The sequence below is a fragment of the Mesorhizobium sp. WSM4884 genome (assembly GCF_029625675.1).
Classification (GTDB): Bacteria; Pseudomonadota; Alphaproteobacteria; order Rhizobiales; family Rhizobiaceae; genus Mesorhizobium.
The window spans coordinates 75,912-88,142 of the sequence record NZ_JARTVO010000022.1; the positions used below are offsets into that span (position 1 = coordinate 75,912).

Annotated in this window: 9 protein-coding genes; 5 read left to right on the plus strand and 4 right to left on the minus strand. The window is 66.1% G+C overall.

Annotation, left to right across the window (positions count from 1 at the left end; translation table 11 throughout):
- Positions 1–61 precede the first annotated feature (61 nt).
- The 5 genes from P9236_RS26140 (at position 62) to P9236_RS26160 (ending at position 5,628) form a co-directional block, all read left to right on the plus strand.
- Entirely contained in the window at positions 62–1,072 is a 1,011-nt protein-coding gene (locus tag P9236_RS26140; protein ID WP_278077522.1) for a glycosyltransferase, read from the plus strand.
- Positions 1,072–1,446, plus strand: a complete 375-nt coding sequence (locus P9236_RS26145; protein ID WP_278077523.1) for a GtrA family protein — start codon at positions 1,072–1,074, stop codon at positions 1,444–1,446. Before P9236_RS26140 ends, P9236_RS26145 begins: the two co-directional genes overlap by 1 nt.
- Before the next feature lie 133 nt (positions 1,447–1,579).
- Entirely contained in the window at positions 1,580–2,521 is a 942-nt protein-coding gene (gene gshB, locus P9236_RS26150) for a glutathione synthase (protein ID WP_278077524.1), read from the plus strand.
- Between the two features lie 329 nt (positions 2,522–2,850).
- Positions 2,851–3,912 carry a cyclic nucleotide-gated potassium channel gene (locus P9236_RS26155; RefSeq protein WP_278077525.1) on the plus strand — a complete coding sequence of 354 codons (1,062 nt, stop codon included), beginning with the start codon at positions 2,851–2,853 and terminating at the stop codon, positions 3,910–3,912.
- A 186-nt stretch (positions 3,913–4,098) separates the two neighbouring features.
- A complete protein-coding gene (locus P9236_RS26160; RefSeq protein ID WP_278077526.1) occupies positions 4,099–5,628 on the plus strand; it encodes a YifB family Mg chelatase-like AAA ATPase in 1,530 nt (509 codons plus the stop codon).
- 51 nt (positions 5,629–5,679) lie between these two features.
- Here the strand turns inward: P9236_RS26160 and P9236_RS26165 are convergent, their stop codons facing one another.
- The 4 genes from P9236_RS26165 to P9236_RS26180 all read right to left on the minus strand — a co-directional run bounded on the left by P9236_RS26165 (position 5,680) and on the right by P9236_RS26180 (position 11,982).
- A complete protein-coding gene (locus tag P9236_RS26165) occupies positions 5,680–6,267 on the minus strand; it encodes a TetR/AcrR family transcriptional regulator (RefSeq protein WP_278077531.1) in 588 nt (195 codons plus the stop codon).
- 132 nt (positions 6,268–6,399) lie between these two features.
- A complete protein-coding gene (locus P9236_RS26170) occupies positions 6,400–6,990 on the minus strand; it encodes a DUF308 domain-containing protein (protein WP_278077527.1) in 591 nt (196 codons plus the stop codon).
- A 547-nt stretch (positions 6,991–7,537) separates the two neighbouring features.
- Positions 7,538–9,709 (minus strand): malate synthase G, encoded by a 2,172-nt coding sequence (locus P9236_RS26175; RefSeq protein WP_278077528.1) that lies wholly within the window; start codon positions 9,707–9,709, stop codon positions 7,538–7,540.
- A 251-nt stretch (positions 9,710–9,960) separates the two neighbouring features.
- Positions 9,961–11,982: a hydantoinase/oxoprolinase family protein gene (locus tag P9236_RS26180; RefSeq protein WP_278077529.1), complete on the minus strand. Its 2,022-nt coding sequence runs from the start codon at positions 11,980–11,982 to the stop codon at positions 9,961–9,963.
- Positions 11,983–12,231 lie beyond the last annotated feature (249 nt).

Consider the following 12,231-nt stretch of genomic DNA (forward strand, 5'->3'; position numbering starts at 1 on the left):
CTGCAGACGCCGTGGCCGGCATTGGCGCGGCCGGAGGGCTGGGGCCGGGCCGGAGACAGACATGCCGCACGAAGTCCGCAATGAGCCGGCGATCGCCGTGCTGCTGCCTTGCTACAATGAGGAGCTGACGATCGGCGAGGTCGTGCGGCGTTTCCGCGAGACCCTGCCGTCAGCGTCGATCTATGTCTACGACAACAATTCCAAGGACCTGACCGCGCTCAAGGCCCGCGCCGCCGGCGCGATCGTCGTGCGCGAACCGCGCCAGGGCAAGGGCAATGTCGTGCGCCGCATGTTCGCCGACATCGAGGCCGATATCTATGTGATGGCCGACGGCGACGGCACCTATGCGCCGGAGGATGCGCCGCAGCTGATCAACGTCCTGCAGACCGAGCGCTCCGACATGGTGGTGGGCACCAGGCGCGGCGTGACCGACGACGCCGGCCGCTCCGGCCACGCCTTCGGCAACCGCATCTTCAACCGGCTCTACAAGGGCCTGTTCGGCGCCGATTTCACCGACATCTTTTCCGGCTACCGGGTCTTTTCGCGGCGCTTCGTCAAGAGCTTCCCGGCGGTTTCCGGCGGCTTCGAGATCGAGACCGAAATGTCGGTCCATGCCTCGCAGCTCAAGCTGCCGGTGAGCGAGATGGCGCTCGACTACGGCCGCCGCCCGCAAGGCTCTTCGTCGAAGCTGTCGACCTTCCACGACGGCGCCAGGATTCTCTGGATGTTCGCCATGCTGATGAAGGAGACGCAGCCGCTGCGCTTTTTCGGCACCTTCGCCCTGTTCTTCCTGGCGGCCAGCATCGGACTGATGATACCGGTGCTGATCGAGTTCGCCGAGACGGGGTTGGTGCCGCGCATGCCGACCTGGGTGCTGTCGGTCGGCATGCTGCTCTTGTCCATGCTGTCGATGGTGACAGGGCTGATCCTCGACTCCGTGTCGCGCGGCCGGGCCGAGCAGAAGCGCATCTTCTATCTTTCGATCCCCTCCGGCCGCGGCGAGTGCCGCGCAGGCGCCAACGGGCAGGCCTCCGCGATAAAGGAGCCGGGCAAGGCCTCGCGGGCGGCCTGATGGGCCGGCTTACCCGCTTCGTCCTTGCCGGCGGCATCGGCTTCGTCGCCGACGCGGCCGCGCTCTGGCTGCTGCTTGCCGTCACGCCGCTCGGGCCGCTGGCGGCGCGCGTGCTTTCGATCGGCTTTGCGCTCACCGTCACCTGGCAGTTCAACCGGCATCTGACCTTCGCGCCGTCGAGCCGGGGCATCGCGCAGGAGGGCGCGCGCTATGGCGGCGTCGGTATCGCCACCAGCATCGTCAACTATCTCGTCTATTGCGCCATCCTGCTCGCGCTGCCGGCCCTGCCGCCGCTGGCGGCGCTGGCGGTCGCCTCGATCGTCGCCATGGCGCTGTCCTTCCTCGGCTATTCCCGGCTGGTCTTCGACCGCTGAGCTTCTGCACCAAGCAAGCACGATTGGCAGACGCCGCCGAGTTCCTTATATCGGCGCCTTGCCTTGACGCGATTCCGGACGGAAAACCGCTGCACACTTTTCCTGGAATTGCTCGACTGTTCGGGAGAGAAAAATGCCGCTGAAGATCGCCGTCCAGATGGACCATGTCTCCACCGTGTCGATCGTCGGCGACACCAGCTTCGCGCTGTCGCTGGAAGCACAGCGGCGCGGCCACAAGCTCTTCCACTACACGCCCGACCGCCTGTCGATGCTGGGCGGCAAGGTGTTCGCGCGCGTCGAGGAGATGCAGGTGCGCGACGAGAAGGACAACCACTATTCGCTGGGCGAGCCGGTACGCACCGATCTGTCGGAGATGGATGTGGTGCTGCTCAGGCAGGACCCGCCCTTCGACATGAACTACATCACCACCACGCATATCCTGGAACGCATCCATCCGAAGACGCTGGTGGTCAACGACCCGGCCTGGGTGCGCAACAGCCCGGAAAAGATCTTCGTCACCGAATTTCCGGACCTGATGCCGGAGACGCTGATCACCAAGGATCCCCGGGAAGTGACTGCCTTCCGCAAGGAGTTCGGCGACATCATCGTCAAGCCGCTCTACGGCAATGGCGGCGCCGGTATCTTCCATCTGCAGGAGGCCGACCGCAACCTTGCCTCGCTGCTCGAAATGTTCGGCCAGCTGTTCCGCGAGCCCTACATCGTGCAGCGCTACCTCAAGGACGTGCGCAAGGGCGACAAGCGCATCATCCTGATCGACGGCGAGCCCGTGGGCGCCATCAACCGCGTGCCGGCCGAACACGATTCGCGCTCCAACATGCATGTCGGCGGCCGCGCCGAGAAGACCGACCTGACGGAGCGCGAGCGCGAGATCTGCGCCCGCATCGGACCCTCGCTCAGGGAACGCGGTTTCATCCTGGTCGGCATCGACGTGATCGGCGACTGGATGACCGAAATCAACGTGACCTCGCCGACCGGCATTCGCGAAGTGCAGCGTTTCGGTGGAGCCGACATCGCCAGCCTGTTCTGGAATTGCGTGGAGGACAAAAGGCGATAGCGGCCTGGTGCTTCCGGTTCACGAAACGGCGAACAGCGCCATCTGACGGAAACCTTGCTTCGCGCTTTTTCCTGGAGTTGCTCCAAGCTGGCCTGACGTGCTGCTCGGCGCTCATCACCTCGATGCAGACGAAGCATCCGTTGCCTTCCACCCGGGCGCGGTGACTGGGCGGCATCGTGTAGAGCGCCCTGCTGAACGCCGGCCGGGTTCCGCCATCCGTCTTGACGACCGGCTTCATCCATTCGGATCGTTTCGCAGCGACGTAGACACTTTTGCGCTTGCCTTGAAGGCATCTATTTTGGAGGGTAGTCGCCGGTCGTGGGCACAGAATGTCGGTACTGTCTTCCTCAAGACTCTATATGCCGCTCAACGCGGTGCTGGCCGCGCCCGGGCTTCTGGCAGTGGCTGCGCTCACGATACCGGACCTGTCCGGACGAACCAGGCTGGTCCTGGCTGCCGTGCTCGCGGTCATTTGGGCCGCCTATCTTCTGCAGATGGCCGCGACGCTGCTCAAGCGCCGGGCGGGAGACGTTCGGACGCCGGCAATCGCCATCGATGTGCTCGCGGTCTTGGTTCCACTCGTCGCATTTCTCTTCGTCGGCGGGCCCGACTGGAGCCTCTATTGTGCCGTCTGGCTGCTGAAGCCGCTGCGCGATTCGACTTTCTTCCCGCTGCTGGGCAGGGTCCTGACCAACGAAGCGCGAAACCTGATCGGCGTCACCACGGTCTTCGGCGTCGTTCTGTTCGGTGTCGCGCTTGCGGCCTATGTCATCGAGCGCGACATCCAACCGGAAAAGTTCGGCAGCATTCCACAGGCGATGTGGTGGGCGGTGGTCACGCTGTCCACCACCGGCTATGGCGACGCCATTCCGCAAAGCTTCGCCGGCCGCGTCCTTGCGGGCCTGGTCATGATGAGCGGCATCGGCATCTTCGGGCTCTGGGCTGGCATTCTTGCCACAGGCTTCGCTCAAGAAGTCCGTCGCGGGGATTTTGTCCGCAATTGGCAATTGGTCGCCGCCGTGCCGTTGTTCCAGAGGCTCGGCCCGGCCGCGCTGGTCGAGATCGTGCGCGCGCTACGACCTCGCATCGTGCCGGCGGGCGCCGTGATCTGCCGCAGTGGCGAGCCCGGTGATCGGATGTTCTTCGTCGTGGAGGGGCGCGTCAGCGTCGCGACACCGAAGCCGGTGGAGCTTGGCCCTGGCGCCTTTTTCGGCGAGATGGCGCTGATCACCGGCGAACCGCGTATGGCGACCGTCAGCGCCACAACAGCGGTCTCGCTGCTGTCGCTGCACTCGGCGGATTTCCAGATGCTGTGCAGCAGCAGCCCGGAGATCGCCGAGATCATCCGCAAGACGGCGCTCGAACGGCGCAGCGCGGCACCGATGGCTTGACCGCACCAACTGCGCAGTCCCGGACTGTGTATCATCATCAAGATCCCGGGATCGCCGCCAAGCAGCGCCCTTCGTGTTCCCGTAATGTTCTTGCGCGCTGCGCAAATCTGTGGTTGTCTAATCCGACCTCGCTCGCGGCTTGATCGCAAAGCCGCGCGCGAACCTGTATCGGGGGCTCGGTATAAGATGGTGGCGCGGGTTCGCACGGTGGCTTTCCAGGGCATCGAGGCAGTGCCGGTCGATGTCCAGGTGATGGTAGCACCTGGCAAGGTCGGCATGCAGATCGTCGGCCTGCCGGACAAGGCGGTGGCCGAAAGCCGCGAGCGCGTGCAGGCCGCGCTTCATGCGTCCGGCCTGTCGATGCCATCGAAGAAGGTGACGGTGAACCTTGCGCCGGCCGACCTGCCGAAGGAAGGCAGCCATTACGACCTGCCGATCGCGCTCGGCCTGATGGCGGCTCTCGGCGCCATTCCCGGCGACATGCTGGCCGGCTATGTCGTGCTCGGCGAGCTGTCGCTCGACGGCACCATCGCGGCGGTGGCCGGCGCGCTGCCGGCGGCGATCGGCGCCAATGCCGAGGGCAAAGGGCTGATCTGCCCGTTCGCCTGCGGGCCGGAGGCGGCCTGGGCCGGCAAGGATTTCGACATACTGGCGCCGCGCAGCCTGATTGCCGTCGCCAATCATTTTCGCGGGACGCAGGTGCTGTCGCGGCCGGAGGCCGGCATCCAGGTCGCGGCGCGCGACCTGCCGGACCTCGCCGACATCAAGGGCCAGGAGAGCGCCAAGCGGGCGCTGGAGGTGGCGGCCGCCGGCGGTCACAATCTCCTGATGGTCGGCCCTCCAGGCTCCGGCAAGTCGATGCTGGCGCAGCGGCTGCCCTCGATCCTGCCGCCGCTGGCGCCGAAGGAATTGCTCGAAGTCTCGATGATCGCTTCGGTTGCCGGCGAGCTCGGCGAGGGCAAGCTGACGGATCGGCGGCCATTCCGCGCCCCGCATCATTCGGCCTCGATGGCGGCGATGGTGGGCGGCGGCTTGCGTGCGCGGCCGGGCGAAGTGTCGCTCGCCCATCACGGCGTGCTTTTCCTCGACGAGTTCCCGGAATTCACGCCGCAGACGCTGGACGCGCTGCGCCAGCCGCTGGAGACCGGCGACTGCGTGATCGCGCGCGCCAACCACCGCGTCACCTACCCGGCGCGCATCCAGCTGGTGGCGGCGATGAACCCATGCCGCTGCGGCATGTCGGGCGAACCCGGCTATCGCTGCCTGCGCGGCGAGCGCTGCCGCACCGAATACCAAGCGCGTATTTCCGGCCCGCTGCTCGACCGCATCGATCTTCGGATCGAAGTGCCGGCGGTCTCGGCGAGCGACCTGATCCGGCCCGACCGCGCCGAGACGAGCGCCGCAGTAGCGCAGCGCGTGGCCCGCGCCCGGACCCTGCAGCGCGAGCGGCTCGAGAGCCTCGGCGCGTCCGTGACCACCAACGCGCATTGCCCGCCTGCGATTATCGAGGAAATCGCCAAGCCCGACGCGGCCGGGCTGACGCTGCTCAAGGACGCCAGCGAAAAGCTCGCCTTTTCGGCGCGGGCCTATCATCGCGTGCTCAAAGTGGCGCGCACGCTGGCCGACCTCGACGCCAGCGAGACCGTCGGCCGCATCCATCTCGCCGAGGCGATCTCCTACCGCATGAATGCGGAACGCATGGCGCAGGCGGCGTAATCAAGGAACCTGCAAACGCGCCGAGTTCGGCTCTCCGCCCCGAGTTCCTCTTCAACCGGCCTCGGGGATCAGCTTCTGCAACGTCGGCGCCATGATCGTGGCGAAAGCCGCGGCATCGCCATAGGCTCGCGCGGAAAGCATCGCCCCGTGCACGGTCGCCATGAAGGCCTCCGCCTCGACACGCGGCGCAGCGGAAATCGCCAGTGTGCCTTGGTCGGCGCCCCGCTCGATGACGCCGGTCAGCCAACCCGAGAGAAACCGAAAATATGCCCGGACTTCCACGGCAACTTCCGGCGGAAGCACCGGAAGCTCGCTGGCGAGCAGGGCGCAGACGCAGAACGGCCGGCTCGCATCCTCAATGCAGCGAGCCCAGAAGCCGGCATAGGTCCGAAGCAATTCAGGCGGCTCAGACACATTGCGCTCAAGCTCCGCCATGCCCGCGACGGCATCCTCGAGATAGCGCCTGACCAGGGTTTGCACCAGGTCGACCTTGCTGGGGAAATGATGGTGGATGCTGGCCTTGCGGATACCGATCACCTCGGCGATATCCGCATAGCTGAACCCGTTATAGCCGCCGGCGACGATGAAGCGTCGCGCGGCGGCCAGGATGTCATCGGCAGTGTTCGAGGGCTTGTCCATAGGCATGCCAAGAGCAATTCCAGGAAAAGTGCATAGCGGTTTTCCGTCCGGAATTGCGTAAAAACAAATAGGTGGAGCAGTTCAGCGTTTCCGTGAAACGATGAACTGCTCTAACGTCCAGCGGAGAAAACCTCAACTCACGGCCCGCGCCGACTTGCGAAGAGCGCCGCCGACCGACAGCCACACGGCGGACACGAGGAAGTAGAAGGCGCCGAAAGCGGCATAGGGCGCGACATTGGCGATGCCAATGGCCTCCATGCCCGACGCCATCTTCACGAAGAACAAGCCCGCCAGCGCCGATTGGGCGCCGCTCAGGATCATCGCCCACTGGGCGCCGTTGGTCTTCCAGCGCCGCAGCGCGGTCACGAGCTGAAACGCACCGGAGACGACGGCCCAGACGCCATAGACCGCAAGCACCGCGTTCATGCTGCGGCCTAGCGCGACGGTGACCGCAATCGCGGTGATGACGCTGACGACGACGTTGAGCAACTGCGACTTGTTGCGGCCGAGCCCACCGCTGCGCTGCGCGTCGAGATAATTCGCAAGCGCGTCCCAGGCGGGGTAGGCCACCAGCATGACGGCGGCGAGCGGTGAACCGGTCTTCGCGACGGTGAGGGCCGCCGAGACCCAGGCAGCCGATACGGCAAACCGCAGATAATAATAGTTCTTGAGCCATGCGTTTGAAGACAGGGCACGGCTTTGATCATTCATTTGTGCAGACATGATGAGATCTCTCGCTTGAATTACCTACCAACTAGTAGGTAGATAGGAGATCGTCAAGGCGCCGCCGATCACCTCGACATCTCATCTATGTGATCGATCGTTTCGCGTATGGCCGCGCATTCCGGCCGATGCGCGGCCACTTCCCCCCATGTTCATCCATGTTCATGGGGGAGAGGAACCCCGAGCTTTTCAAGGCCGCGACTCTTGGCCATTGGCGTTTCCTCTCCCTCCACGAATGTGGCTACGGACATGCACACAATTCCAAGCGGCCGGTCTTTGGCGATAGCGGGCGTAGCAGCTTGGCGCATGCATTGTCTTATGCTGCGCTGGTCGACCCCACTCCGTCTCGGCTACGCCGAGCCACCTCTCCTCCGATCGACGGGTAGAGGAAAGGCGCCAAGCCTTTTGCCGTCAACGCTCTTCCAGCGACGCTCCCTTCCTTTCCCTCCAGAGGGGGAAAGGTGGCGCTGCGAAGCAGCGACGGATGGGGGGAGCGCCATATGCGATTGGCCTGCCCTCAAGGAGAGGGGCGCCGGCGCTACCGGCCTCAGGCCTGCTCCCTCGCCTTCAGCTCCAGCCGCCGGGCATGCAGCACCGGCTCGGTGTAGCCGTTGGGCTGGCTCGTTCCCTTGAACACCAGGTCGCAGGCGCCCTGGAAGGCGATCGATTTGTCGAAGTCCGGCGCCATCGGGCGATAGAGCGGATCGCCGACATTCTGGCGGTCGACGATCGCCGCCATGCGCTGCAGCGAATCCCTGACCTGGATTTCCGAGCACACCTTGTGGCGCAGCCAGTTGGCGATGTGCTGCGAGGAGATGCGCAGCGTGGCGCGGTCCTCCATCAGGCCGACATCGTTGATGTCGGGCACCTTAGAGCAGCCGACGCCCTGGTCGATCCAGCGCACGACGTAACCCAGTATGCCTTGCGCGTTGTTGTCGAGCTCGCGCTGGATCTCGTCCGGCGTCCAGTTCGGCCGCCTTGCTACCGGCACGGACAGGATGTCGTCGAGCCTGGCCTTCGGACGGTTCTTCAGCGCCGCCTGGACGGCGTGCACGTCGACCTTGTGATAATGCGTGGCATGCAGTGTCGCCGCCGTCGGCGACGGCACCCAGGCGGTGTTGGCGCCGGCCTTCGGGTGTGCGATCTTCTGTTCGAGCATGGCCGCCATCAAATCGGGCATCGCCCACATGCCCTTGCCGATCTGGGCATGGCCGGCGAGCCCGCATTCGAGCCCGATGTCGACATTCCAGGCCTCATAGGCGGAGATCCAGGCGGCCTGCTTCATGTCGCCCTTGCGGATCATCGGGCCGGCTTCCATCGAGGTGTGGATCTCGTCGCCAGTGCGGTCGAGGAAGCCGGTGTTGATGAACACGACGCGCTCTCTTGCGGCGCGGATCGCTTCCTTGAGGTTGACGGTGGTGCGCCGTTCCTCGTCCATGATGCCCATCTTGATGGTGTTCTTCGCCATGCCGAGCAGCGCCTCGACGCGGTCGAAGATTTCCACCGCGAAGGCGACTTCCTCCGGCCCGTGCATCTTGGGTTTTACGACGTACATCGAGCCGGCGCGGGAGTTGGCGCGCCGCCCGTTCGGGCCGACATCGTGCAGCGCGATCAGCGCCGTGAGCGCCGCGTCCATGATGCCTTCCGGCACCTCTTGGCCCGCGCGGTCGAGGATCGCCGGATTGGTCATCAGGTGGCCGACGTTGCGCACCAGCATCAGCGAGCGGCCGGGCAGCAAAAGCTGGCCGCCATTGGGCGCCGTGTAGCGGCGGTCCGGGTTGAGCTTGCGGACAAAGGTCTTGCCGCCCTTGGTGATCTCTTCCGTCAGATCGCCCTTCATCAGGCCGAGCCAGTTGCGGTAGACGACGACCTTGTCCTCGGCGTCGACGGCGGCGACCGAATCCTCGCAGTCCTGGATAGTGGTCAAGGCGGCCTCGAGGAAGACGTCGGCGATGCCGGCCGGATCGGTCTTGCCGATCTGACTGGCGTGGTCGATGACGATCTCGATATGCAGGCCGTTCTTCACCAGCAGCACGGCTTCCGGCGTGGCGGCATCGCCGCGATAGCCCGCGAATTGTTTCGGATCGGCAAGCGTGGTGGCGCCGGCGCCTTCGCCGACCTTCAGCGCGCCGTTGGCCACCGCGAGCCCGTTGACGCCGGCCCATTTGCCGGTGGTGAGCGGTACCGACTGGTCGAGGAAATCCTTCGCCCAGGCGATGACTTTCGCGCCGCGCGCGGGATTGAAAGCCTTGCCCCTCTCGGCGCCGCCGGTCTCGGGAATGGCGTCGGTGCCGTAGAGCGCGTCATAGAGCGAGCCCCAGCGCGCATTGGCGGCGTTGAGCGCATAGCGCGCGTTCATCACCGGCACGACGAGCTGCGGTCCGGCGACGTCCGCGATCTCGGGATCGACATTCTCGGTCGAGACGCTGAAGGCAGGCCCTTCCGGCACCAGATAACCGATCTCCTTCAGGAAGTTCTTGTAGGCCGCCATGTCGACCGGCGCACCGTTCTCACGATACCAGCCGTCGAGCTTTTCCTGCATGGCGTCACGTTTGGCGAGCAGGGCGCGGTTCTTCGGCGCGAGGTCGTGGACGATGGCGGAAAAGCCTTCCCAGAATTTTTCCGGGTCGATGCCGGTGCCGACTGCCGCCTCCTCGGCCACGAAGTCATGGAGCTCCCGGGCAATCCGCAGCCCGGCGATCTCGATGCGGTCGGTCATCAGCACGTCTCCAGAAATCAGGCTTTGCCGGGCCTTTGGCATGTTTGGGGTTGCGGGGTCAATTCGGCTTAGGATGTAGGAGGCCGCGACCTTCCCTTCTCCCCTTGTGGGAGAAGGTGGATCGGCGCGCAAGCGCCGAGACGGATGAGGGGTGTTCCAGCGGAGTGAGACGCCGGCTTTCCCTGGAGCACCCCTCATCCGTCGCCTTCGGCGACACCTTCTCCCACAAGGGGAGAAGGGGAGGCCGCGCCTCACACCGCAATCCGTGGCCGTCCCGACGCCACCGCCACCACATGCGCTTCGATGAACATGCGTTGGCCTTCGACGGTCGAGACCTTGAACTCGGTCGCAACGTCGATCTCGGCGCTATCGGTGCCGGCGTCCCTCGCCCGTTCGGCCGCGATCGCCCGCACGTCGGCCTCGGCCGCGGCGATCGCTTTCGCTTCGTCGGTGAAGTCTTGAACCGTTTGCCCTGACGCGAGCCGAAACAGCCCTTCCTTGGGCTGGCTGACGCGAGCCTCGGCCGAAACGCGCACCTGGCCGACCACCGCGCCGAGCGCATTGGCGACGTCGGTATCTTCCGGCACGATGCAGCCGTTGCCGATCAGCGGCGGCAGGCCGGCATAGTGCAGCGGCGCCGAGGCGCCGAGGCCGATGACCGGACGGTCGAGCGCGACGGTGAAGCGGGCGATGCCGGGATGGGCGTCGACGGCGCGCTGCACCAGCGCATGCGCGACGGTGGCGGCACCGTCCAGCCCATCCTCGGCAAAGGCGGTTTCGAGAATGTATTCGGCCGACCAGCGCGTCAGCGTGGTGAGCACGCGCTCGGCGAGCGCCTCCGGCGTCGCCGCGATCGTCTGGCCGCGCCCGTCGCGCCGGCGGGCGAAAAGCTCGGCGCCAAGGCGAGCGGCGGCGGGATGCCAGTTCGACTGCTTGCCGAGCACATGGGCGGCATCCGACGGCGTGAAGCCGCAGATATGCACGAGCCCCCGCGCCACCAGCCGGTTGAGCGTGGCGTTCTGCGCATTCGAGCTTAGCAGCCGGTCGAGCGCCAGCGGCGTGGCGCCAATCGCCTCGTAGAGTTTTGCCTCCGGCGCGGTCAGCCCGGCGGCGAGCCGGTCCGGCACGCCGGTGCGCACGGCAAAGCGACCGTCCATACGGCCGGGGTTCGGCGCGCGCAGCTGCCGCTCCAGCTCCGACGTGACAGCCTCGCCATGTACCATGCCGGCGAGCGCCAGCGGCACCAGGCGACGCGGTCCGAGCAGGATCTTCGGGTCGAGCGCGCCGTCTTCCAGCGCCACTTCGGAATCGCCGCCGAGGCCGAAGGTGCGCATGGCGACCGCCTCGACCATGGTGCGGAAGCCGCCGACGGTGGCGCCTTCCGGATCGAGGCGCGGGCGGCCGCCGTCGAGCACGGCGACGTCCGTCGTGGTGCCGCCGATGTCGGAGACCATGGCGTCGTCCAGCCCGGTCATGTGGCGAGCGCCGACCAGGCTGGCGGCCGGGCCGGACAAGATCGTCTCGATCGGCCGCTGGCGGGCAAAGGCCGCCGACACCAGCGCGCCGTCGCCGCGCACCACCATCAGGGGTGCCGCGATGCCGCGCTGGGCCAGAAAACCTTCGGTCGCCGCCACCAGCCGGTCGATCATCGAGATCAGCCTTGCGTTGAGCAAGGTGGTGAGCGCGCGGCGCGGGCCGCCGAGCTTGGCCGACAATTCGTGGCTGGCGGTGACCGGCAGGCCGGTCTTCTCGCGGATCAGGTCGCGGGCCACGAGCTCATGCGCTGGGTTGCGGGTGGCGAAATAGGCGCAGACGGCAAAGCCCGACACCGAACGCCCGAGCTCCGGCAGCGCCGCCTCGAGGCCGGAGAGGTCGAGTTTTGCCGCATTGCCGTGCACGTCATGGCCGCCGGGGCAGAACACCACCGGATCGGTGCCCAACGCCGTCTTCAGCCCGTCGCGGGCAAGATCGGCCTCGGAAAAGCCGATCATGATCAGCGCCACGCGCCCCCCCTGGCCCTCGACCAGCGCGTTGGTGGCAAGGGTGGTGGACATCGACACCAGCTTGATCGCCGCCGGATCGGTGCCGGCTTTTTCCAGCACCGCATCGACCGCGCCGGAAATGCCGACGGCGAGGTCGTGACGCGTGGTAAGCGCCTTGGCCTTGGCCAGCACCTTGCCCTTCGGGCCGCCTTCTTCAGACCACAGCACGGCGTCGGTGTAGGTGCCGCCGGTGTCGATGCCGAGGAAGATGGGAGAGTGCTTGGCGGTCATTTTGGAAGATGGTCCGGGTCGGGGGCTTTGTCGCGAAGCCCTTAGCCGATACGGGCTGGCGGATAAAGGCGGGAGAGGTGGGCCAGGGGGTGAGAGGTGGTGGGCCCGGAAGTCCACCGAGACGCTGGCGGGACAGCACCCCCCTCTGCCCTGCCGGGCATCTCCCCCGCAAGGGCATATGCGCTAAGATAGCTTTGGCATGGACTGAAATCTTCGCTTTCGTGGTGGCTCACGCCAACGATGTCGCAA

Bases quoted from the DNA above. Each gene is read 5' to 3' on its own strand.
- P9236_RS26140 (WP_278077522.1), top strand. From the start codon at position 62: ATGCCGCACGAAGTCCGCAATGAGCCGGCGATCGCCGTGCTGCTGCCT.
- P9236_RS26145 (WP_278077523.1), top strand. From the start codon at position 1,072: ATGGGCCGGCTTACCCGCTTCGTCCTTGCCGGCGGCATCGGCTTCGTC.
- gshB (WP_278077524.1), top strand. From the start codon at position 1,580: ATGCCGCTGAAGATCGCCGTCCAGATGGACCATGTCTCCACCGTGTCG.
- P9236_RS26155 (WP_278077525.1), top strand. From the start codon at position 2,851: ATGTCGGTACTGTCTTCCTCAAGACTCTATATGCCGCTCAACGCGGTG.
- P9236_RS26160 (WP_278077526.1), top strand. From the start codon at position 4,099: ATGGTGGCGCGGGTTCGCACGGTGGCTTTCCAGGGCATCGAGGCAGTG.
- P9236_RS26165 (WP_278077531.1), bottom strand. From the start codon at position 6,267: ATGGACAAGCCCTCGAACACTGCCGATGACATCCTGGCCGCCGCGCGA.
- P9236_RS26170 (WP_278077527.1), bottom strand. From the start codon at position 6,990: ATGTCTGCACAAATGAATGATCAAAGCCGTGCCCTGTCTTCAAACGCA.
- P9236_RS26175 (WP_278077528.1), bottom strand. From the start codon at position 9,709: ATGACCGACCGCATCGAGATCGCCGGGCTGCGGATTGCCCGGGAGCTC.
- P9236_RS26180 (WP_278077529.1), bottom strand. From the start codon at position 11,982: ATGACCGCCAAGCACTCTCCCATCTTCCTCGGCATCGACACCGGCGGC.